This is a genomic window from Mesorhizobium ciceri biovar biserrulae WSM1271 (assembly GCF_000185905.1).
Taxonomy (GTDB): Bacteria; Pseudomonadota; Alphaproteobacteria; order Rhizobiales; family Rhizobiaceae; genus Mesorhizobium; species Mesorhizobium ciceri.
This window is the reverse complement of record NC_014923.1, coordinates 2353532-2373033: the sequence shown is the minus strand read 5'-3', so window position 1 is coordinate 2373033 and position 19502 is coordinate 2353532. Positions and strand designations below refer to the sequence as shown.

Genomic DNA, 19502 nt, shown 5'->3' with positions numbered 1-19502 from the left:
GATTTTTATGCCACCGCCACACACTCAATCTCGATATCAAACTCCATCGGCCACGACGCCACCGGCACAAAACTGCGCGCCGGCGGGTTGGTCGAAAAATACCTGGCATAAACACGGTTGATGGCGTTGTAGAAGCCGGAATTGACGGCGTAGATGCGCACCATCACCACATTGTCGAGCGAGGTGCCGGCCGCTTCCAGGCAATGTTTCAGCGCCTTCAGCGACGCCTCGGTCTGCACCTCGATGTCGCCGCGCACCATCTCGCCGGTCACCATATCCACCGGCGGCGTCGCCGAGATGAACACGAAGCCGTTGGCCTTGACCGCTGTCGAGCAGGGAAGGCCGAGCGCCCGCACCTTGTCCGACATGACGGGGACTTCGATGATTTCTTTCTTCATGGCAAATCTCCCTTGTTTGCAGGGAGCTTATCCCCGCACTGGCGGAACGCCAGCGCCGTTCTTCCCTTCTCCCACAGGGGGAGAAGGAAGATGCGGCGCTAGAGAAAACCGATGAACCGTCCGGCGAACAGCACCGAAGTCCACAGCAGTATCGAGAGCACAGCCAGGATGGTGCTGCCGGCCAGCTCGTCACCGCCTCTGGCGAAGCGCAGGAAGGTGAAAAAATTGACGCCGGCGAGAAGGATGAGTGCCATCTTGGCGAGGAAAACCGGCATCGCCGCATAGGTGCCCGCCTTGACCGAAAACAGCAGCGAGCCGGTGACGAGCGCACCCGCGAACGCACTTAATGCAATGCGGCGCAGCAGCGCGACGAATGCGGCTTGCGGCAGCGAACGGAAGGCGCCGCAGATCCTGAGGTCCATGAGAACGACGCTGGTCAGCAGCGCACCGATCGACATGATGTGGAGCGCATTGACTATGGGATAGGCGATGAAGGAAGCCTTCAGCCACCGCGCCAGGGCAAGTTGCTCGATGCCGGCGAAAAAATCCGTCATCTAGGCCGGCGGCACGCGGTCGGGATAGACATCATATGTTTTGCCGTTGACGATGAGGCGCACTGCTTTCATGCGCTTTTCGCTCGCCTCGAGCGAGCGGTTGCCGATCGCGGTCACCTCGTCGCCGATTTTGGCCACCTCCTCCGTGAAGCCGGCGGCGATGGTGCGTGATGGCGGCGCCATCTCCACCCGCCAGGCCTCACCCTCGGCGTCGACATCCAGCGTGGCGTGCGGATTGCCGATATAGATGGCCGTGATCTTGCCCTTGAGTTCGAAAAACCCATCCTGTGTCCACGACCAGCCATGATGGGCATAGGCCGCGGTGCCGGCGGCAAGCATCACGGCCGCCGTCAGCGCGACGCTGCGAATTGCCTTGAACTGCATCGCTCGTCTCCTCGGTTCATCCCGCAGGCACTTGAGAGTAGGACACGGCGCGGCAACGTCAAATCATATCGAGCGAAAGACCGGACCGCCAAGCGCCCGCCCAATCGCCGGCATGACGCCTTGTTAATGACACCCATGCGCGCCACTCTCTCTTTCCTGGCCGTTCTTCCCCTGGGCTGAAGATCGGACTCCCATCGGAAACGAGGCGAACATGAGCAGCATGAGAGACCGTCAGGAAGGCTTCGAAAAGAAGTTTGCGATGGACGAGGAAACGAAGTTCAGGGCCATGGCGCGCCGCAACAAGCTGCTCGGCCTGTGGGCCGCCGAACAGCTCGGCAAATCCGGTGCTGACGCCGACGCCTATGCCAAGGAAGTCGTGCACGCGGATTTCGAAGAGGCAGGCGACAACGATGTGTTCCGCAAGGTCCGCGCCGACTTCGACGCGGCGGGCATCGCCCAGTCGGATGCCCAGATACGCACCGCCATGGAAACCCTGCTGGTGACCGCGGTCGAGCAGATCAGGTCGACCTGAGCGCCGCTCAGCCTTGATCGGTAGGGCGTGCCGTCCTTAAGGCACAGGGCCACATTGTGGTGTTGGTTGGCCAAGCGGGCTGGCTTCCATCGTAGCGCTCTACGGCGCCCCCCTCTGTCCTGCCGGGCAGGACAGAGGGGGGCGCCATAGTGAACCGCCCTCACCCCTGATGGGCGGCGGCCAGTTCCTTCACGTGTTTTTCGTGCATCTGCAGCGTCGGCAGGGTTTTCTTGGCGAATTCCTTCATTGCCGGGTCGTCGCCGGATTTCGCATAGCCGCTGAACAGCGCGACGGCTTCCTTGTGAGCGTTGGTCTGCATCTCGATGTATTTGGCCTGGAACTGATCGCCGCTGGCGCTCTTCAGCTCATCGAGCATCTTCTGCTCCTTGGGCTGCAGGGCCGGACCGGACGGTGCGGTGGCCGAGGTTGTCTGGCCCTGGGCAAGCGCCGCCTTGAATTCCTCGCCGGCCTTGGTGTGATCGGCGATCATCTGTTTGGCGAACGCCTTGACGTCGGCGTCGGTCGCCTGTTGCTCGGCGAGCTTGCTGGACTCGATCTCGAACTCATTGGCGCTCGGCACCGTCTTGATGAAGGTCGAAGTGTCGACCTTCGTCGTGGCGGCGAGCGGCGTGGTCGTGGCGGTCGTGTTCGACTGGGCAAAGGCCGGCGCGCCGGCAAGCAATGCTGCTGCGGTCAGAATGGTAAGCGTTTTCATGGCATGTCTCCGGTTGGAATTGTCCCTCGGACAATCCAACGTCGCTTGGGCACTCCGGTTGCAGGTCATGAGGAAGAAGCCTGCGCATGTCGCCTCGATCGGCCCGAACCGCGGCGGCTGACCAGAGCTGCCTTTCAGTGGCAACACGCCTCGCCATATTGCAGCTGCTCGTTCCAGTTTGGACGCCCCTCAGGCGTGAAATCCATCAGGTTCCAAAGCGTTTCGCAGGTGCCGAGGCCACGCGGATCCTGACCGGGCTCCGTCGGTGCGAAATCCAGTTCCGAACTCCAGAAATGGCGTATGCCGTCGGGGTCGCGGTGAAACACCGACAGCAGCGGGATCTGTGAGCCGTCGGCCGCCTCCGCATTGTAGTCGCGCTTGAAGCTGTTGGCCGCCGAAGACACCAGCCGCATGTTGCGCCAGCCCCGATCTCGACCGAGCGTGACCAGGTTTTCGAGCGCGGTCTTGCCCACCACCGCGAAATTGAAGCCGGCCGCCTGGAGATGCCCGACCGCGCCGTCGAACTGATCGAGCAATGCCGTGCAGGACGGACATGGCTGGTCCGGTCGGGCGAGCTTCGCCGTGCCGCCGCTGGTCGCCACATCGCGCTTCTCCTGCGGGTGGCGCGGGAACATCATGTTGTAGAGGATCAGGCTGTCCTTGCCGGGCGCGAACAGCTCCGACAGCCTTGTCTTCGCGGGCTTGCCGTGGGCATCCAGTGCGTCGAATTCATAGTCCTGGCGGATCAGCCCGCCCGGCGGCAGCGCGCGCCGGGCCTCGGCGACCTCTTCCATGGCGCGGCGCAGCTCGATTTCCTTCTTCAGCAATTTTTCGCGCGCGGTGCGGTATTTCGCGGATTCGTTGGGAAAGGTGATCATGATCGGCTCCTTCAAGTCGCAGCGCCGGCGTCCCGGCGCGGTTGCTCTGCGACCCAAGGACGTTTGGCGGCGATCGGCTCCGACATTTATTGCGCATGGTGATATGTCGTAATCCCTGTTCGGGCAGCGTGATCCGGGGGACGAAATGCACGACGACGAGATCGATCTGCGCTGCCCGCAAGTGGTGGCCGACAATGCCGCCAAGGGCCTCAGACTGCGCGGAGAATTCGGCCGCGGCGGCACCGAGATCGGCGTCGCCCGCGCCACCGAACTGAAGAACCGGGAAAAGCTCGCGCCCTCCACCATTCGCCGCATGGTCAGCTATTTCGCCCGCCACGAGGTCGACAAGCGCGGCAGAAATTACGGCAATGAGCAGAACCCTTCGGCCGGCTACATCGCCTGGCTGCTGTGGGGCGGCGATGAAGGCCGCACCTGGGCGCTTGATCTCAAGCAGAAGATAGGCAACGCGCCGGACATCTGACAACGGTCCGAACTACGCTGACCGCTCCTCACCCCTTCACCCCGCCGGCGGTGAGGCCGGAGACGATCTTGCGCTGGAAGATCAGCACCAGCACCACCAGCGGCACCGTGACGATCACCGAGGCCGCCATGATGTTGCCCCAGGGGATCTCGAACTGCGAGTTGCCGGAGAGCAGCGCGATCGCGACCGGCACGGTCCGCTGTGCGTTGTTGGAGGTGAAGGTCAGGGCAAACAGGAACTCGTTCCACGCACCGATGAAGGCCAGCAGGCCGGTGGTCGCCAGCGCCGGCCACATCAGCGGCAGGAAGACCCGGGTGACGATGATCCACGGCGTCGCGCCGTCGAGGATCGCCGCCTCCTCGACCTCGACCGGCAGGTCCCGGACGAAGGTGGTGAGCACCCAGACGGTGAACGGCAAGGTGAAGATCATGTAGGAGAAGATCAGCGCGGACAGCGAATTGTAGAGGCCGAAGATGCGGACCAGTTCGAACAGCCCGGCCAGCAGCGCCACCTGCGGGAACATCGACACCGACAGGATGATGAACAGCAGGGCCGAGCGGCCGCGGAATCGAATGCGCGCCAGCGCGTAGGCTGATGTGACGCCGAGCAACAGCGACAGCGCGACGACTGCGCCGGAGACGAAGAGCGAGTTCGCGAGGTTGCGCACGAAGGCGCCCTCGATCAGCACGTTTCTGTAATTGGCGAAACTGATCGTCGTTGGCCACAGATCAGCCCGGAACAGATCGGTCCCGGATTTCAGGCTGGTGACGATCGCGTAATAAAACGGGAACACCGCGACGAAGACGATTGCCCCGACCAGCAGGTAAAAGGCCGTGCGCTTCACGATCCACATCTCAGCGGTCCCCGTCCAGGCTGATCCGGCCGATCCGGATGGTGACGATGGTAAGCAGAGCGAGAATGAGGAAGAGCAGGGTCGAGGCGGCGGAGCCATAGGCGAACTTGTCGAACTCGAACAGGTTCTCGCGGGCGAACACCGACATCGACTTGGTGTGCACATTGTTGGGCGTCAGCACATAGACCAGGTCGAAGATGCGCAGTGCATCGAGCGCGCGGAAGATCACCGCCACCAACAGCGCGGGGCGGATCAGCGGCAAGGTCACCCGCCAGAAGATCTGCCAAGGGTTGGCGCCGTCGAGCCTGGCGACCTCGATGATCTCCCTCGGCAGCATCTGCAGCGCGGCCAGGATGAGCAGCGTCATGAATGGCGTCGCCTTCCAGATATCGACGATGAGGACCGCCGCCATCGCGGTGTCGGCGTTGGCCGTCCAGGCGATCTTGGTGCTGATCAGGCCAAGATTGAGCAGCACCACATTGATGATGCCGAACTGGTCGTTGAGCATCCATTGCCACATCTTCGCCGAGACGATCGTCGGGATCGCCCAGGGGATCAGGATCGCCGCCCTGACGATGCCGCGGCCTCTGAATTCGGCGTTGAGAACCAGGGCAACGATGGTGCCGAGGATGGTCTCGCAGGTCACCGAAATCACGGTGAAGCGCACCGTGTTCCAGACGGCACGCCACCAGACAGGGTCGACCAGCAACCCGTCATAGAGGGTCCGGCCGCTTGGCATGTGAAGTACCGAAAAGTAATTGGCGAAGCCGACCCATTGGCGCGCGTCGAGATCGGCCAGCGAGGCGTCGGTGAAGCTGAAATAGACCGTGCGGGCAAGCGGCCAGCCGGCCGCCGCGGCGAGCACCAGAAGCATTGGCGCCAGGAAAAGCCACGCCGAGCGAACGCGCTGTGCCCTCAACGGCGCATGCGCGGCCTTGGCTGTTTCCGGTTTCATCCCTGTCATCTCGCTCCACTCGCTGCGGTCCCGCCGGCCGGCTGTCCCAGTATCGTCACCAGCCTCGACCCTTCAGCTTGGTCAGCGTCGCTTCGAGGTCGGCTAGATTGTCGGCGGCAGTGCCGTCGCCCGAGAGAATGTTGTGAACGGCGTTCCAGAACTGGCTCGACGCCTCGTTGTATTTGATCCTGGTGGCGGCCGAGGGGCGCGGCACCGCATTGAGAAAGATCTGCTTCCAGCGCGGAATAATCGGGTGTTGCCTGGCGATGTCGGCATCGTCATACAGCGCCTGGATGGTCGGCAGATTGGACGTCTTCAGCGCGCGGTATTTCTGCATCGCGGGCGAGGCAATGAACTTGACCAGCTCGATCGCGGCATCCGGATGCTTCGAATATTTGGAGACCGCGAGGTTCCAGCCACCCAACGTCGCGACCGGTCGGGCGCCTTCGCCGGTGCCGGCCGGCAGCGGCGCCACGTCGAACTTGCCCTTGATCGGCGAGCCCTCGCCGTTGCCGAGCGCATAGGCATAGGGCCAGTTGCGCATGAACACCGCGTTGCCGGTCTGCCAGACGCCGCGCGATTCCTCTTCCTGGTAGGCGAGCACGCCGGGCGGCGCGATGGTCCCAACCCAGCCCTTGACCATATCGAGCACCGCCGCCGCTTTTGGATTGCTGATGGAGATGGAGCCGTCCGGCTCGATGATCTGGCCGCCGCCATTCGACATCACCCATTCGAGCGCGTCGCAGGTCAGCCCCTCATAGGCGTTGCCCTGAAAGACGAAGCCCCAGATATCCCGATTGCCGGCTGCACGTTCCTTATCCATGACCAGCCTGGCGGTGTCCGCCAGTTCCTTCCAGGTGGCCGGCACCTTGGCGCCATATTTGTCGAGGAGATCCTTGCGGTAGTAGAGCGCCGGCGCATCGGTGAAGATCGGCAAGGCGACGAGCTTGCCGTTGACGGTCTGTGACTGGATGATCGATGGGAAATGCTCGGCCACGACGTCCTTGGTCGCCGCGGTCAGATCCACGAGCTGGCTGGCGAGCTGCGGTGCCCAGATCACGTCCGTCTGGTAGACGTCGATGTCGCTGTTTCCCGCGGCGAGCCAAAGCCGGTATTGGCCGAACTGGTCGGTCCCGGACGTCGGCATGACGACGATGCTGACCTTGTTACCGCTGTCTTTCTCGTAACGGTCGAGGATCTCGCGCAGCACCTTGATGCCGTCGCCGGTATCGCCCGACACCATCGACAGCTCGACGGCCCGCGCCGGCGTACCAATCAGCATGGCGGCGACGCCGAGCGCCAGGAATGCGTGAGAAAACTTCATGGTGATGGATGTCCCTCCGCAGCCGGCGACAGGAAACACTCCACGCGCCGGCAGCTTGTCGGACCCCGCCTTCCATTGAATGCGAAGCGGCGCTTTGGGTTCCCAAATCGCGCCGTTCCTGCGTGAGGCGACACCCATCAGGGGGTGTTGAGATTCAGGTCAGGCCGAGTCGAAAATGGTGGTTTCCGAGAACCGGAGCGGAGCGTACTTTTGGGTACGTGAGCACCGGAAGCGCAGGAAGCCATCATTTGCAGGCCGGCATCACCTGAATATCAGCACACCCTAGCCTTCCCAGGCGACAGGCATCATCCCCAGCCGCTCATAGAGCCGGACGGCGGCGGGATTCTCGATCGTGTTGGTCTTGAGGTCGACATGGTCGGCGCCGCGTTCGCGAAAAACGGCGAAGGCGTGCCACATCAGCGCTTCGGCAACACCCTTGCCGCGCGCCTCGGGATGAACGGCAAGATCCTTGACGAAGGCGCGGGTCCAGCACAGCGCCGCCGCCGCCAGCCGGCCCTTGGCGTCGATGACGAGGAAGCACAGCGCCGGGTCGAATTCGGGATCGTCCGCGATACGCGGCCACCACTCGTCGAACGGACCATCGGCGCCGTCATCGAACACTTCCGTCAAAAGCGCATGCAGGGCGGGCGCGTCACCAGGCTCGAAACTGCGCATGACAAAGCCGTCGGGCCAGTGCGGCGGAACCAGCGTCTCGTCGAGGATCTTGCGCAGCCGGATGTCGTTCAGGGCCGGCGGGCGCGGTTCAGGCATCGCGCTCAGGCGTCGGGTTGCAGGCGACGGCGCTGGCGGTCGCGGCCAAGGCCGGTCGCCTCGAGCAGGCCCTTGCGCTTGGCGTCGTAATAATAGCCGGTCTGATAGAGCCAGTCGGCCTTCTTGGCGTTGCCGCCGGCCACCAGCCAGGCGCCGCGCAGATATTTGACCGCGTATTTTAGATTGGTTTCGGCGTCGAACAGGCCCTTGGCCGGTCCGTCATAGCCCATGCCGCGTGCCGTCGCGTGCTTGATCTGCATCAGTCCCCAATGGCCGTTGTTGTAGGCTTTCGGGTTGAAGGTGCTCTCGCGGTTGACGACATGGCGCACCAGGTCCACCGGCACCTGGTAGATCGCCGCATATTTCTCGATCAGCCGCTCGACATCGCCACGCACGCCCGTCGCGTGTTCTTCCTGCACGGGCCCTGCCGGAAACTGGACCAGGGCCGCCGGGTTCTGCGGCACGACATAGGCGACCTGCTGGACGCCGGGCATGCGGTCGCCCTTGGCGGTTGCCGGCACGATCAGCCCCGCGGTCGTATAAGTCTCGGCCGCCTTGACCGGTTCGTTCGCATTTGCCGGCGGCGGCGCCTGCCAGGCATTGGCGGTCATAACCGCAGGCACGGCTGGTGCCGCCGGTGTCGATCCGGCAAAAGCGGCGGTCGCCGCAGCCGGCTGTGCGGCGGGATCGGGCGGCAGCTCGGCCGTCTGAACGGGGGCGATCCCCGATGATTCCGGCAGCACCGAAACCGTCTCCGGCAGAGGCACGGTGAAGCCGGCATCAGCGCCGGCGGCGGTCGCTGTTTCGGTGAGAGCAGGCGCGGACTTCATCTGCGAGGTCGACGTGCAGCCGCTGATGCCGGCGGCGGCCAGGATCACGCCGATCGCGATAAGGTTGAGTTTTGCTGGCAAGCCGCGCTCGGGTCCGGTTTGTCGGGTTGTTAAGAAATCCCTTACACCAGCGATTCAGGCCGGGCAATCGGGGCGATCAGGTGGTTTTCGGGTGGCGAGACGCAGGCGGCGATGCCATATTGTTCCGGATATGTACTGGGACGAATCCCGGATTTCGCCACTTTGCGGGAAGGAACGCATCATGGTCACGACAGCTTCGATCACGGCCGGCCACGCAGTGTTAGAAACAGTGATCGGTTTCATGGGCATTGCCTGGAGCGAAAAGGGCCTGATCCGGCTCTGCCTGCCCGAACGCAGCCGCGAAGCGGTGGAACGGCGCCTGCTGCGTCACGGTGGCGTTTCCGCTTCCACGGCGCAGCCGCCATGGGTGGTCGAGCTGATCGCAGCGATCAAGGCCTATGCGGCGGGCGAGGATGTCGATTTCTCCGCCGTACCGGTCGATCTCGACGGCGTCGACGATTTCCGCCTCGCCATTTACGACGCGGCGCGAAAACTCTCCTTCGGCGAAACCACCACCTATGGTGAGCTGGCCAAGACCGCCGGCCATGCCGGGCTCGCCCGCGAAACCGGGGCCGCCCTTGGCGCCAATCCGGTGCCGCTGGTCATCCCTTGCCATCGCATCCTTGCCGCCGGCGGCAAGATCGGCGGCTTCTCGGCGCCGGGCGGCTCGGTCACCAAGGAGAAGATGCTGGCCATGGAAGGCGTGCGCGTCGGCCCGCCGCCCCCGGCGCAGGTATCGTTCGGGTTTTGAGCGGCGGCCGGCGCTGGCAGAAGGCCTGGATCAGTACATCGGTCGCTTATTGACCGGGTTGGCGGGCACCGGCTGCATCACGTCCCAATGCTCGGCGATCTTGCCGTTTTCAACGCGAAAAATGTCCACGATGACGGTCTCCGGCATGTTGCCTGCCTTCGGTTGAACGACCTGGGTCATGACGAGGTCGCCTTCGGCGATCACCCGCTTGAAGTCGACTTTTTGTTTTGGCCAATTGGCGACACCCATGCTTTCGAGAAGCTTTTTGACCGAGTCTCGGCCATCCGTCATCGTCGGGTTATGCTGAATGTAAGCCTCGGCCCAATAGCGGTCCAGCGCGGCAAGGTCATGGTCGCCGAACAGCGCCTGATAGGCTTTCAGGACAAGCGTCCTGTTTTTTTGAGTCAATTCATGCTGTTGCAGCACCTGCTTGACCGGCTTGGTGTTTCCCGCATGCGCCGCGGCCGTGAGCGCCGCGACGGCGAAAGCGGCCGCCGCGAAGGATTTAAGTTGCAGCACGGATGTCTCCCTCGGTTGCTTCGGTGTCAGGCCAGTGCGCGCGCAACGAGCACCGTATCGACATACTGCCGCATGCGGATGATCTTGCCGTCCCGCAGTTCGTAGAGATGAGCGAAGGGGGCCGTCATGGATTTTCCCGTCGCCTTATATGTACCGGAATACACGCCGAAGGCCGCCACCCGGTCGCCATCGGCAATGAAGCTGTGCACGTCGGCGTGGTATCCGATCCACTCCGAGCCGAGCCGCTTGAAGACCCCCTGCATCAGGGCCTCGATGCCGACATAGGTGCCGGCATAGGGGAATCCTTCCGCCTCGGTCCATTCGATGTCGGCGGAAAGAACGGCCAGCAGATTGCGGCCGTTCTCCTCGGAAGTTCCCTCGTAGGTTCCACGGATCAAATCGAGGTTCGTCGCCATGTCAGCCCCACTTCATCTCGCCCTTGGCGACCTTGGATCCGACATCGAGGGCGACGCCCATACCGAGGCCGGGGAAGCGGGTCTCCATGGCGGCCTTCAACGCGGCGCTGTCTGCCGCCTTGTCCAGTTCTTCCTCGAAGGTGAGGAGATAGGACTTGGTGAACTCCACCGCCGAAGGACCGATCGCGGCATCGGGGGCCATGTGGCCGGGCACCACGACAGCGGGCCTGCGGGCGGCAATCGCGTCCAGCGTCTTGATCCAGGCGGCACGGCTTTCCCTGGTCTGCGTGTCGGCGGTCCAGACGTGAACGCCCGAGAAGATCATCACCCCGCCGAAAACGGCATTGAGTGACGGCACGAACAGATAGCGGCGGTTGGCCAATCCTTCTTCCGCATTGACGATCTCTACAGTCTCGCCATCGACCGTCAGCGTTGCGCCGTCGAATGCCTCGGGGAGGACGATGTCGGAAAGCGCCTGCGGGCCATTTTCCTTCAGTTGCGGACCCCAGACGGCGAGCTTCTTCTCCACATTGCCCTTGATGGCTTCCAGCGTGGCGGAGGCAGCGATGACTTTTGCCTCCGGGAAGGCGTCCCGCACCGGCTTCAGGCCGAAGTAGTAATCGGGATCGGACTGAGTGACATAGATGAAGGTCAGCTTCTTGCCGGTGGCCTTGATGGCATCGGCGAGCGCCTTGCCGTCCGGATAGGTGAAGCCGCCGTCGATCAACAGGGCTTCGCTCGGCCCCGACAGCAGCACCGGCGCACGGAAGAAACCGTTTGGACCCGCCGGGAAGTGTTTCCAGCCAAGCTTAGCGCCGGCGGCCTGGCCGCTGTCGATGGGCGCGAAAACGGCGGTTGCGCCGAGGGCCAATGAGGTCTTCATGATCTGTCTCCTCGTGAACATGGAATATCTCCGTTGAATGAAAGGGATCGGGTGCGGCTACGGGCCCGCAGGGCGGACGGTAGACGGCACGGTAAGCCCTCTGGATTAATCAATAAATTGGCCGTAATAATACAAACTGTATGTTGAAAGCTTACAATGAGCCTTCGTGGTGGAATCGATAAACCTCAATCGCCTCGCCTATTTTGCCACCGTGGTCGACGCAGGTTCCTTTACCCGCGCGGCCGAGCGGCTTGGCATCACGAAAACAGTCGTCAGCCAACAAGTCGCTCGCCTCGAGGCTGAGCTGCGGACCACGCTTCTCGTGCGCACGACGCGAAGGGTCGAGCCGACGGAAGCAGGCCGTCTTCTGCATGCACGCTGCGTTCTGATCCTGCGGGATGTCGAAGAAGCGGTCGCCGAGGTTGGCGAGGCCAACGCCGAGGTGGCCGGTGTGCTGCGTGTTTCCGCGTCCAATGACTATGGCGCGATCGTGCTGGCCCCGATCGCCGCCCGCTTTCGCCAGAGATTTCCGGCCTGCGGCGTCGAACTGGTCATTTCCGATGCCATAATTGACTTGATCGGCAACAAGATCGACCTGTCCATCCGGGTTGGCTGGCTGGATGACTCCAGCCAGCAGGCGCGACGCATCGGCACCTTCCGGCAAATCCTGGTCGCGTCGCGGGATTTCGCGGCCGGGATCAGGGTGGACAAGCCGGAAGATCTTTCTTCCTTGCCGCTCGTTGCCAATGCCGTGCTTCGCAAGCCGTTCACCTGGAACTTCACCCGAGGCGATTCCGAGCCGCGCACCATCACCCTGCGCGAGGCGTTCTCCATCAACTCGACGCCCGCCGTACTGGAAGCGACGCTCGCCGGCGGCGGACTGGCAGTTCTGCCGGACTATCTCGTCGTCAACTATCTATCGCAGGGGCGCCTCGTCCACGTGCTCCCCGACTGGGCGCTGCCCTCCGGCGGCATTCACGTGGTCTATCCGGCGGCGCGCTTTCGCCCGCAAAAGGTGACGCAATTCGTATCCATGCTCACGGAGCATATCCGGGATTGAGAGCAATGGCTGCCGGTCGACAAGCGCTAGTTGTTATGGAAGAACCGCCGGCGGAAATGCCGGTCGTTATCCGGCCGCTTGCAGTTGTAGACCGGGCAGGACTTTGTGTCGGCGCTCGGTACGTAGGCTCGTGTCCTCACCTCGCCCATGCTGCAGAATCGCTGGTTCTGCACATAGCGGTCGTAGAGCGGCAGTCCCGGCACCCGCTTCGACTGGTAGCGCAGGATGACCGCCCCCTGCCGGGCGATCGTCGCCTGAACCTTGCCGCAGCTCATACGCGTCGGGTCGTAGCGCGAGATCGCCTGAGCCTGAGCGGCGACAAGCGTCAGGCAGGCGGCAAGCAGAATGGTTTTCATGGTCCTCTCCCTGATCCGCCGCCCAGGGACGTCGCGATCCGTCGTGACGCTCTCACGCGATTGGGGCGGCCATTGGGCAGCGCCCTGATCACGGCTTTCTCACACAGTCTTGTTTTTTGTGCGAAAGCAGCCTATATGCCTTCCATTGATATTTCGGCCGATCGATCCGGGCCTCGCGATAATCGCGTTTGCTGACGTCTATCTCCAAAATCTCGATGCACACCGGCTGGACCTCGGTCCGGTCAATCTAAAGCAAATGTGAAGGACTATCTAAATGGCAACTGGAACGGTCAAGTGGTTCAACGCCACCAAGGGCTTCGGCTTCATTCAGCCTGACGCGGGCGGCGCGGACGTATTCGTCCACATCTCCGCTGTCGAGCGTGCTGGACTGTCGACCCTGGTCGAAGGCCAGAAGATCAACTTCGAGATCGAGCAGGACCGCCGCACTGGCAAGTCGTCCGCTGGATCTCTGAGCAAGGCAGCCTGATTTTGCGATAGCGCGCGCCGGGCGAGAGTTCGGGGCGCGCGGCAAGTCACGGATGTACTGACAGTCGCGCGAGAAGCGCGCTGGAGCGGAAAGACCCGACAAGCTGGATCAGCAGATAGCTGCCAGCCCGGACCGGACGCTCCCGATCAGGCTACCAAGCATGGGAAGGCGGGATTTATCCCGCCTTTTTTGCTGTCTGGGTTAGGTGGCGCAGCCCGCACTATGGTTCCAACTTGTGGTACTTTTAGCCCAGTAGTGGTACCATTCGGCCATGACCAAACTTGAGCAGATCGAAAAATCCGTCGCCGAACTGAGCCCCGAGGAACTGAAGGCGTTTGCCGCCTGGTTCGAGGCGCTCCAGGCGGATATGTGGGACCGGCAGATGGAAGCCGACGCGAAGGCGGGCCGTTTGGACAGGCTTGCCGAACAGGCGCTGGCTGACCATCGCGCTGGTCGGACGCGGCCTCTGTGAACCACGTCGCCTCTCCATCGTTCTGGGAGGCTTATGAAAAACTGCCATCGTCAATCAGAGCAAAGGCGGACAGGCGTTTTGCCCGACTGCGTTCCGATCCTTTTCATCCCTCACTGCATTTCAAACAGGTCGGTCGCTATTGGTCGGCGCGAGTTGACGAAAACTATCGGGCTGTTGCCATACGCAACAATGAAGATGTGATCTGGTTCTGGGTCGGCACCCACGCCGACTACGACCATTTGTTGAAATAGCCCCTCCTTCAGGAGGAGAAGGCTACCCCACCCACTCGATCGGCACATGCCCCGGATCCGCTTCCACGCGGCCAAGCCATGCCGACACCGCCGGATAGGCGTCGAGCTGGAAACCGCCCTGCTCCGCCGTATGCGTATAGGCATAGAGCGCGATGTCGGCGACGCTGAGCGCGCTGCCAGCGAAGAAGGCATTGTTTTCCAGATGCCTGTTCATCACGCCGAGCGCCTTGTTGCCGCGCTCCAGCGTCACCGCCAGCCGCTCCGGGGTCGCATCCCCAGCACGTTCGGGAAAGGTCAGCAGCGCCTTGCGCACGGCGATGTAGGGCTCGTGGCTGTATTGTTCGAAGAACAGCCATTGATACGCGAGCCCACGCTCATACCTGTCCGCCGGCAGGAAGCGTGTGCCTTCGGCGAGATAGAGCAGGATGGCGTTGGATTCGGCCAGCCGCCGGCCATCGTCGAACTCGAGCAGCGGCACCATGGCGTTCGGGTTCTTGGCGACAAAGTCGGCTTTGCGTGTGTCGCCTGTGTGCGAACTCACCTCGACGTTGGTGAAGGCCAGGCCAAGCTTCGCCATCAGCAGACGCGGCTTGTAACAATTGCCGCTGTCGATCATGCCGTAAAGTATCATGGCTGTTCCCCCGAGCACTGTCTCCGCGCGATTATCGCAGCGGCGGCGGACTCAACCAATGATTTGTTTTGTCGCGACGATCAGCGCCGCTGATGTGTGAATAGTGGCGCCCCTAGCCGAACAGCGGGACGACATTGCCGCCGGTACTCAGCAGCGTGTCGATGTTCAGTGGCTCTTCCTCGAAAACGGTCCCCGCCAAGGCTGGGCGGGCGAGGAGAAAACCCTGCAGCAGGTCGACGCCGCCTTCGAGCGCGACGCGCAGATGGGTGGGCTGCTCGATGCCTTCGACCAGCACCTTGGCGCCGCGGTCATGCAAGCTGGAAACCAGCGGGCGGAAGAACCGTTCGGCGGCAGCGTGGCGACAGAACTCCGCGAACCAGGTGCCGTCGATCTTGACGATGTCGGGCTTGAGCAGGCTCACCCGCTCCTCGGTCGAGTGCCCGGTGCCGAAATCATCGATGGCGATGCGGATGCCGTCGCGCCGCATTTCGCGCACCAGCCGCGCGAGAAGCGCGTCGTCCGCCGCCTGTTCGGTGATTTCGCAGACCAGCATGGCCGGCGCCAGGCCGAACTCGCCGAGATGCCTGGTCATCAGGCGAATCTCGGCCAGTGCCCGCCCGGCATGGTCGTTGATCAACGGATTGTAGTTGAAGAACAGGTCGAGCCCGTCGACGCCGATATTGCGAAAATTCCTGAGATGCAGCGCCCGGCACATGGTTTCCACAAACAGCCGGTCCGAGACGGCAACGCTTTCGAAGAACATCTTTGGCGCGCCGGGGCGGCCCGCACGGTGCGGCTCGATCAGGGCTTCGGCCGCGACCGCGTGAAGGAACCGGCCGCGCGGCGCGAAAATCGGCTGATAGGCGCTGCGCAGCCGGAACTCGCCATACATGCCGTATTCGATGCCGACTTCGTCGACCCGGATCGCATCGCCGACATTGCGCCGCCGATCACCTCTCATGTCGCCACGCGGCGCCCAAAGGCCTTGACCGGCCGCGCCGAAGGCGTTGCCACGGCAGCAGCCGACGTGTCGACGGCGGCAGCGACAGGCGCCTGCCCGGCCTTGTCGAAGACGCCAAAGCTGGTCGGCGCCAATTCGGGTCGCGCCAGCACGAAACCCTGCACCATCGACGCACCCGATTTCTCGGCGAGCTCCAGTTGCCAGCCCTCCTCGATGCCTTCGAACACCGTATGGATGCCTTGCTCCTCGAAGTTCTTCACCATGGTGGTCAGCAACGCGAAGCCGGCGCCGGACTCCATCAGTTGCGTGATCCAGTAGGCATCGAACTTGACGATATCCGGCTTCAACTCCTTGACCCGGTTGATGTCGGAATCGTCGGCGCCATAATCGTCGACGGCGATGCGAAAACCGTTGGCTCTCAGTGCCGCGACGAAACCGTGCAAGGCTTCCTGCGACGCCGATCGCTGCTCGGTCACCTCGCAGACGACGCGGCGCGGGTCGATGCCGGCCTCGTGCAGCACGAGCCGCATTTCGCGCAAGGCAGCGTCGGCAACAGTGCGTTCGGTGAACACCGACGGGTCGAAATTAACAAAGATCGACGCTTCCCGCGGCAGGCAGGCACCGGCGTTGAGAAGATGCAGCGTCCTGGTCAGCGCCTCGATATGCAGCCGGTCGGCGGCCGGACAGGTCGAGAAGAAATTCATCGGCGATTGTGGCTCGCCGTCGCGGAACGGTCGGATCAGCCCTTCGAACGCGACCACCGACAGCTTGCCTTCCTTGAAGGCGAAGATCGGCTGGAAAGCGCTTTGCAACGTGTAGATGCCCCAGACACCGGTGGAGGTGCCGTCGTCCTGACGGATGATGTGGGCAAGCCCGACGCTGCGCGACACGGTTCCTCGCTCCGCAATTGGTCTGCGATCCTGCCACTCAAGCCTCTACCGCTCGTTAATGAATTTATTGTTGCCGACTCCGGGTCCGATCACAGCTCCTTGAGACCTGGATCAGCCGACAATGCTTGCGTTGCGCGAAATCATGCGACATGAGAAGCGCCGCGGTCGCTCCTGGCCGCGCCGATCTTCCATGGAGACGTCAAGCTCATGGCCTTTCTTGCCGACACCCTTTCGCGCGTGAAGCCTTCCGCCACCATCGCGGTCACGCAGAAAGCGCGCGAGCTGAAAAATGCCGGCCGTGACATTATTGGCCTCGGCGCCGGCGAGCCGGATTTCGACACGCCCGACAACATCAAGAATGCGGCAATCGAGGCGATCCGCCGCGGCGAAACCAAGTATCCGCCGGTTTCGGGCATCGTGCCGCTGCGCGAGGCGATCGCAAAAAAGTTTAAGCGCGAGAACAATCTCGACTACAAGCCCGAGCAGACCATCGTCGGTACGGGCGGCAAGCAGATCCTGTTCAACGCCTTCATGGCGACGCTGAACCCCGGCGACGAGGTCATCATTCCTCGCCCCTACTGGGTCAGCTACCCCGAGATGGTGGCGATCTGCGGCGGCACCTCCGTGTTTGCCGACACCTCGATCGACAACGGCTTCAAACTGACCGCTTCCGTGCTGGAAAAGGCGATCACGCCGAAGACCAAATGGCTGCTGATGAACTCGCCGTCGAACCCGTCGGGTGCCGCCTATACCGAGGCCGAACTGCGCGCTCTGGCCGACGTGCTGTTGAAGCATCCGCATGTCTGGACGCTGACCGACGACATGTACGAGCACCTGACCTATGGCGATTTCGTCTTCAAGACCATCGCCGAGGTCGAGCCTAAGCTCTACGAGCGCACGCTGACCATGAACGGTGTGTCGAAAGCCTATGCAATGACCGGCTGGCGCATCGGTTATGCGGCGGGCCCGGTCCAACTGATCAAGGCGATGGACATGATCCAGGGTCAGCAGACATCGGGCGCCTGCACCATCGCGCAATGGGCATCCGTCGAGGCGCTGAATGGCCCGCAGGCTTTCATCGCCAAAAACAAGGCGATCTTTCAAGGCCGTCGCGACCTCGTCGTCTCGATGCTCAACCAGGCGCGCGGTATCACCTGTCCGTCGCCGGAAGGGGCCTTCTATGTCTATCCCTCCTGCGCCCAGCTGATCGGCAAGAAGACCAAGGCAGGCAAGCCGATCGACACCGACGAAACCTTCTGTTCGGAATTGCTCGAAGCCGAGGGCGTCGCGGTGGTGTTCGGCTCGGCCTTCGGCCTCGGCCCCAACTTCCGCATCTCCTACGCCACCTCGGAGACGCTTCTGGAGGAAGCCTGCACGCGCATCCAGCGCTTTACGGCTTCGCTGACCTGAGCGGCGCGCTTTGAACGCAGAACCCGGCTTCACTGCCGGGTTTTCAATGGGCCGTCAGCCTCACGCCTCGTGCTTGGTCTCTTTGGCCGAGCGCGCCTCGGCCGGCGCCAGCACGGCAACCAGCAGTGCGGCGGTGAGGAACGCGCCTATCGCTGCCGTCAGCATCGCGGCATGGAAGCCGCCGGCATAGGCGGCAGCATAGAGTTCATGCACGCCGCTTTCGCCCATCGCCGCATCGGTTGCGAAATCATGCCGCGAAATTGCAGCACGGGCGACCGCTTCCGCGTTGGCGACACCGGCATCGCCGAGATACCCGGTCAAAAGGTTGGTTGCCCGCATGCTCATCAAGGCGCCGAGCAAGGCGATGCCGATGGCAAGACCGCTCTGGCGGGTGGCATTGATGACCGCCGACACCATGCCCGAGCGTTCGCGCGGCGCATAGGACATGGCGGCAGCGCTGCCGGTCGGGATTGCAAGCGCATTGCCGAGGCCGCCGATGGCGAACAGAAGGCACAGCGTCGCGTAGGACGTCGAAGGACCGGCCCAGCACATGCCGAGCATGGACAGGCCGATAGCAACATAGCCGATGGTCATCAGCGCGGAGTGACCATAGCGCGCGCTCAGCCTGCCGATCCACGGCGACACCACGATCTGGACGATGAAGGTCGGCGCCATGCGCAGGCCGGTCTGCGTCGGCGACCAGCCCTGCACCTGCTGCAGGAACATCGAGAAGAAGAAGACGCTGGAATAGGAGGTGAAGCCGAGCGCGAACGAAGCGACATTGGCGACGGCAAAGCGGACGTCACGGAAGAGGCCAAGCGGCAGCATCGGCCGTGCCGTGCGCGCCTCGAAGCCGAGGAAAGCACCCAGGCCGACGACACCTGCGATGAGCGCCGTGACCGTCCTTGGCTCGCCCCAACCATTCTCGCCGGCCGAGATCAGGCCAAAGGTCAGCGCCCCCAGCCACAGGATGCTGAGAGCCAGGCCGACGAGATCGAGATGGGCATGTTCGGGATGCGCCGTCTCGTTGATCGAAGCAGCACCGAGCGCGATCGTGATCAGACCAAGCGGCAGGTTGATCAGGAAGATGCTTTGCCAGCCGACGGTCTCGACCAGGATGCCACCGAGGACGGGACCAACGAGCAGAGAGGTGGCGGCGAACGACGCCCAGCCGCCAATGACGCCGGCGCGCTGGCGCGCATCGGGAAAGGCTTGCGTCAGGATCGACAGCGCGCCTGGAATGAGCAGCGAGCCGGCGATGCCCTGTACGACCCGGCCGGCCAGCAGCACCGGCAAATTGGGCGCGACGGCGCAGATCAGCGAGCCGGCCACGAAGATGCCGACGCCGGCCAGCCATGAGCGCTTGCGGCCATAGCGGTCGCCGATCAGGCCGGACGACAGCATGAAGGCCGACAGGCACAGCGTGTAGGCGTCGACCACCCATTGCAGGCCGCCGAAATCGGTTTGCAACGCCTGCTGGATGGTCGGCAGCGCGACATTGACGATGCTGACGTCGAGCAGAGCCACGAACGAACCAAGATAGACAGCGGCGACCAGGGGCAAACGGTGCTTTGACATGGCTAGTCCGGACGTGAGTTTCGCAAATTACTGACCGACGGTCAGTTGAACGGGCGGCATGGCGCTGTCGATCCGGCGTCG

General features: G+C 63.0%; 26 protein-coding genes. 8 read left to right on the top strand and 18 right to left on the bottom strand.

Translation table 11 applies throughout. The annotated features are described in order from the left end of the window. Positions 1-5: 5 nt before the first annotated feature. The 3 genes from MESCI_RS11420 to MESCI_RS11410 form a co-directional block, all read right to left on the bottom strand. Entirely contained in the window at positions 6-398 is a 393-nt protein-coding gene (locus MESCI_RS11420) for a Rid family hydrolase (protein WP_013530107.1), read from the bottom strand. Between the two features lie 98 nt (positions 399-496). Next, positions 497-952: a hypothetical protein gene (locus tag MESCI_RS11415; RefSeq protein ID WP_013530106.1), complete on the bottom strand. Its 456-nt coding sequence runs from the start codon at positions 950-952 to the stop codon at positions 497-499. Then, entirely contained in the window at positions 953-1336 is a 384-nt protein-coding gene (locus MESCI_RS11410) for a DUF6152 family protein (RefSeq protein ID WP_013530105.1), read from the bottom strand. A gap of 211 nt (positions 1337-1547) precedes the next feature. Here MESCI_RS11410 and MESCI_RS11405 point away from each other — a divergent pair, with 211 nt between their 5' ends. Beyond that, the gene (locus tag MESCI_RS11405) at positions 1548-1868 is read left to right on the top strand and encodes a DUF1476 domain-containing protein (RefSeq protein ID WP_013530104.1); all 321 of its coding nucleotides are present in this window, start codon (positions 1548-1550) and stop codon (positions 1866-1868) included. A gap of 160 nt (positions 1869-2028) precedes the next feature. On the opposite strand, the gene MESCI_RS11400 is transcribed toward MESCI_RS11405, so the two are convergent. Both MESCI_RS11400 and MESCI_RS11395 read right to left on the bottom strand, forming a co-directional pair. Then, positions 2029-2583 carry a DUF4142 domain-containing protein gene (locus MESCI_RS11400; protein ID WP_013530103.1) on the bottom strand — a complete coding sequence of 185 codons (555 nt, stop codon included), beginning with the start codon at positions 2581-2583 and terminating at the stop codon, positions 2029-2031. Positions 2584-2717: 134 nt separating this feature from the next. After that, positions 2718-3461 (bottom strand): DUF899 family protein, encoded by a 744-nt coding sequence (locus tag MESCI_RS11395; protein WP_063170314.1) that lies wholly within the window; start codon positions 3459-3461, stop codon positions 2718-2720. 145 nt (positions 3462-3606) lie between these two features. On the opposite strand from MESCI_RS11395, the gene MESCI_RS11390 reads away from it, so the two are divergent. After that, positions 3607-3942, top strand: coding sequence for a hypothetical protein (locus tag MESCI_RS11390; RefSeq protein WP_013530101.1), 336 nt, complete (start codon positions 3607-3609; stop codon positions 3940-3942). Between the two features lie 28 nt (positions 3943-3970). Here the strand turns inward: MESCI_RS11390 and MESCI_RS11385 are convergent, their stop codons facing one another. From MESCI_RS11385 to MESCI_RS11365, 5 genes are all read right to left on the bottom strand, one after another. Continuing rightward, complete coding sequence (locus tag MESCI_RS11385; protein WP_013530100.1) at positions 3971-4795, bottom strand: carbohydrate ABC transporter permease; 825 nt, start codon at positions 4793-4795, stop codon at positions 3971-3973. A 1-nt stretch (position 4796) separates the two neighbouring features. Next, positions 4797-5750: a carbohydrate ABC transporter permease gene (locus MESCI_RS11380; protein ID WP_174299059.1), complete on the bottom strand. Its 954-nt coding sequence runs from the start codon at positions 5748-5750 to the stop codon at positions 4797-4799. Between the two features lie 55 nt (positions 5751-5805). Continuing rightward, complete coding sequence (locus MESCI_RS11375; protein WP_164919881.1) at positions 5806-7074, bottom strand: ABC transporter substrate-binding protein; 1269 nt, start codon at positions 7072-7074, stop codon at positions 5806-5808. Between the two features lie 282 nt (positions 7075-7356). After that, positions 7357-7845 (bottom strand): GNAT family N-acetyltransferase, encoded by a 489-nt coding sequence (locus tag MESCI_RS11370; protein WP_013530097.1) that lies wholly within the window; start codon positions 7843-7845, stop codon positions 7357-7359. A gap of 5 nt (positions 7846-7850) precedes the next feature. Further along, the gene (locus MESCI_RS11365) at positions 7851-8756 is read right to left on the bottom strand and encodes a lytic transglycosylase domain-containing protein (protein WP_013530096.1); all 906 of its coding nucleotides are present in this window, start codon (positions 8754-8756) and stop codon (positions 7851-7853) included. A gap of 181 nt (positions 8757-8937) precedes the next feature. Between MESCI_RS11365 and MESCI_RS11360 the strand changes: the two genes are divergently transcribed. Further along, positions 8938-9507: a methylated-DNA--[protein]-cysteine S-methyltransferase gene (locus MESCI_RS11360; RefSeq protein WP_013530095.1), complete on the top strand. Its 570-nt coding sequence runs from the start codon at positions 8938-8940 to the stop codon at positions 9505-9507. Positions 9508-9537: 30 nt separating this feature from the next. Here the strand turns inward: MESCI_RS11360 and MESCI_RS11355 are convergent, their stop codons facing one another. From MESCI_RS11355 to MESCI_RS11345, 3 genes are read right to left on the bottom strand one after another with little or no spacing between them, the layout of a single operon-like run. Next, complete coding sequence (locus tag MESCI_RS11355) at positions 9538-10026, bottom strand: nuclear transport factor 2 family protein (protein WP_013530094.1); 489 nt, start codon at positions 10024-10026, stop codon at positions 9538-9540. A gap of 26 nt (positions 10027-10052) precedes the next feature. Next, positions 10053-10442: a nuclear transport factor 2 family protein gene (locus MESCI_RS11350; RefSeq protein ID WP_013530093.1), complete on the bottom strand. Its 390-nt coding sequence runs from the start codon at positions 10440-10442 to the stop codon at positions 10053-10055. Position 10443: 1 nt separating this feature from the next. Beyond that, positions 10444-11346, bottom strand: coding sequence for an MBL fold metallo-hydrolase (locus MESCI_RS11345; RefSeq protein WP_164919880.1), 903 nt, complete (start codon positions 11344-11346; stop codon positions 10444-10446). A gap of 148 nt (positions 11347-11494) precedes the next feature. Here MESCI_RS11345 and MESCI_RS11340 point away from each other — a divergent pair, with 148 nt between their 5' ends. After that, the gene (locus tag MESCI_RS11340) at positions 11495-12385 is read left to right on the top strand and encodes a LysR family transcriptional regulator (RefSeq protein ID WP_164919879.1); all 891 of its coding nucleotides are present in this window, start codon (positions 11495-11497) and stop codon (positions 12383-12385) included. Positions 12386-12411: 26 nt separating this feature from the next. On the opposite strand, the gene MESCI_RS11335 is transcribed toward MESCI_RS11340, so the two are convergent. Next, positions 12412-12741, bottom strand: coding sequence for a hypothetical protein (locus MESCI_RS11335; protein ID WP_013530090.1), 330 nt, complete (start codon positions 12739-12741; stop codon positions 12412-12414). A gap of 274 nt (positions 12742-13015) precedes the next feature. Here MESCI_RS11335 and MESCI_RS11330 point away from each other — a divergent pair, with 274 nt between their 5' ends. From MESCI_RS11330 to MESCI_RS11320, 3 genes are all read left to right on the top strand, one after another. Beyond that, entirely contained in the window at positions 13016-13228 is a 213-nt protein-coding gene (locus tag MESCI_RS11330) for a cold-shock protein (protein ID WP_010910991.1), read from the top strand. 271 nt (positions 13229-13499) lie between these two features. Next, positions 13500-13700 carry a hypothetical protein gene (locus MESCI_RS11325; RefSeq protein WP_013530089.1) on the top strand — a complete coding sequence of 67 codons (201 nt, stop codon included), beginning with the start codon at positions 13500-13502 and terminating at the stop codon, positions 13698-13700. After that, positions 13697-13951, top strand: a complete 255-nt coding sequence (locus MESCI_RS11320) for a type II toxin-antitoxin system RelE family toxin (protein ID WP_013530088.1) — start codon at positions 13697-13699, stop codon at positions 13949-13951. Before MESCI_RS11325 ends, MESCI_RS11320 begins: the two co-directional genes overlap by 4 nt. A 22-nt stretch (positions 13952-13973) precedes the next feature. On the opposite strand, the gene MESCI_RS11315 is transcribed toward MESCI_RS11320, so the two are convergent. From MESCI_RS11315 to MESCI_RS11305, 3 genes are all read right to left on the bottom strand, one after another. Further along, entirely contained in the window at positions 13974-14582 is a 609-nt protein-coding gene (locus MESCI_RS11315; protein WP_013530087.1) for a glutathione S-transferase family protein, read from the bottom strand. 112 nt (positions 14583-14694) lie between these two features. Continuing rightward, the gene (locus MESCI_RS11310; protein ID WP_013530086.1) at positions 14695-15543 is read right to left on the bottom strand and encodes an EAL domain-containing protein; all 849 of its coding nucleotides are present in this window, start codon (positions 15541-15543) and stop codon (positions 14695-14697) included. Beyond that, positions 15540-16433, bottom strand: coding sequence for an EAL domain-containing protein (locus MESCI_RS11305; RefSeq protein WP_013530085.1), 894 nt, complete (start codon positions 16431-16433; stop codon positions 15540-15542). Before MESCI_RS11305 ends, MESCI_RS11310 begins: the two co-directional genes overlap by 4 nt. A gap of 207 nt (positions 16434-16640) precedes the next feature. On the opposite strand from MESCI_RS11305, the gene MESCI_RS11300 reads away from it, so the two are divergent. Beyond that, complete coding sequence (locus tag MESCI_RS11300) at positions 16641-17843, top strand: pyridoxal phosphate-dependent aminotransferase (RefSeq protein ID WP_013530084.1); 1203 nt, start codon at positions 16641-16643, stop codon at positions 17841-17843. A 60-nt stretch (positions 17844-17903) separates the two neighbouring features. Here MESCI_RS11300 and MESCI_RS11295 read toward each other — a convergent pair whose 3' ends face one another. After that, positions 17904-19421, bottom strand: coding sequence for an MFS transporter (locus MESCI_RS11295; RefSeq protein WP_013530083.1), 1518 nt, complete (start codon positions 19419-19421; stop codon positions 17904-17906). Between the last annotated feature and the right edge of the window lie 81 nt (positions 19422-19502).

What these genes read in the sequence shown, in the direction of transcription:
- MESCI_RS11420 (WP_013530107.1), bottom strand. Translation starts at nt 398, where the DNA reads ATGAAGAAAGAAATCATCGAAGTCCCCGTCATGTCGGACAAGGTGCGG.
- MESCI_RS11415 (WP_013530106.1), bottom strand. Translation starts at nt 952, where the DNA reads ATGACGGATTTTTTCGCCGGCATCGAGCAACTTGCCCTGGCGCGGTGG.
- MESCI_RS11410 (WP_013530105.1), bottom strand. Translation starts at nt 1,336, where the DNA reads ATGCAGTTCAAGGCAATTCGCAGCGTCGCGCTGACGGCGGCCGTGATG.
- MESCI_RS11405 (WP_013530104.1), top strand. Translation starts at nt 1,548, where the DNA reads ATGAGCAGCATGAGAGACCGTCAGGAAGGCTTCGAAAAGAAGTTTGCG.
- MESCI_RS11400 (WP_013530103.1), bottom strand. Translation starts at nt 2,583, where the DNA reads ATGAAAACGCTTACCATTCTGACCGCAGCAGCATTGCTTGCCGGCGCG.
- MESCI_RS11395 (WP_063170314.1), bottom strand. Translation starts at nt 3,461, where the DNA reads ATGATCACCTTTCCCAACGAATCCGCGAAATACCGCACCGCGCGCGAA.
- MESCI_RS11390 (WP_013530101.1), top strand. Translation starts at nt 3,607, where the DNA reads ATGCACGACGACGAGATCGATCTGCGCTGCCCGCAAGTGGTGGCCGAC.
- MESCI_RS11385 (WP_013530100.1), bottom strand. Translation starts at nt 4,795, where the DNA reads ATGTGGATCGTGAAGCGCACGGCCTTTTACCTGCTGGTCGGGGCAATC.
- MESCI_RS11380 (WP_174299059.1), bottom strand. Translation starts at nt 5,750, where the DNA reads ATGAAACCGGAAACAGCCAAGGCCGCGCATGCGCCGTTGAGGGCACAG.
- MESCI_RS11375 (WP_164919881.1), bottom strand. Translation starts at nt 7,074, where the DNA reads ATGAAGTTTTCTCACGCATTCCTGGCGCTCGGCGTCGCCGCCATGCTG.
- MESCI_RS11370 (WP_013530097.1), bottom strand. Translation starts at nt 7,845, where the DNA reads ATGCCTGAACCGCGCCCGCCGGCCCTGAACGACATCCGGCTGCGCAAG.
- MESCI_RS11360 (WP_013530095.1), top strand. Translation starts at nt 8,938, where the DNA reads ATGGTCACGACAGCTTCGATCACGGCCGGCCACGCAGTGTTAGAAACA.
- MESCI_RS11350 (WP_013530093.1), bottom strand. Translation starts at nt 10,442, where the DNA reads ATGGCGACGAACCTCGATTTGATCCGTGGAACCTACGAGGGAACTTCC.
- MESCI_RS11345 (WP_164919880.1), bottom strand. Translation starts at nt 11,346, where the DNA reads ATGTTCACGAGGAGACAGATCATGAAGACCTCATTGGCCCTCGGCGCA.
- MESCI_RS11335 (WP_013530090.1), bottom strand. Translation starts at nt 12,741, where the DNA reads ATGAAAACCATTCTGCTTGCCGCCTGCCTGACGCTTGTCGCCGCTCAG.
- MESCI_RS11330 (WP_010910991.1), top strand. Translation starts at nt 13,016, where the DNA reads ATGGCAACTGGAACGGTCAAGTGGTTCAACGCCACCAAGGGCTTCGGC.
- MESCI_RS11325 (WP_013530089.1), top strand. Translation starts at nt 13,500, where the DNA reads ATGACCAAACTTGAGCAGATCGAAAAATCCGTCGCCGAACTGAGCCCC.
- MESCI_RS11315 (WP_013530087.1), bottom strand. Translation starts at nt 14,582, where the DNA reads ATGATACTTTACGGCATGATCGACAGCGGCAATTGTTACAAGCCGCGT.
- MESCI_RS11310 (WP_013530086.1), bottom strand. Translation starts at nt 15,543, where the DNA reads ATGAGAGGTGATCGGCGGCGCAATGTCGGCGATGCGATCCGGGTCGAC.
- MESCI_RS11300 (WP_013530084.1), top strand. Translation starts at nt 16,641, where the DNA reads ATGGCCTTTCTTGCCGACACCCTTTCGCGCGTGAAGCCTTCCGCCACC.
- MESCI_RS11295 (WP_013530083.1), bottom strand. Translation starts at nt 19,421, where the DNA reads ATGTCAAAGCACCGTTTGCCCCTGGTCGCCGCTGTCTATCTTGGTTCG.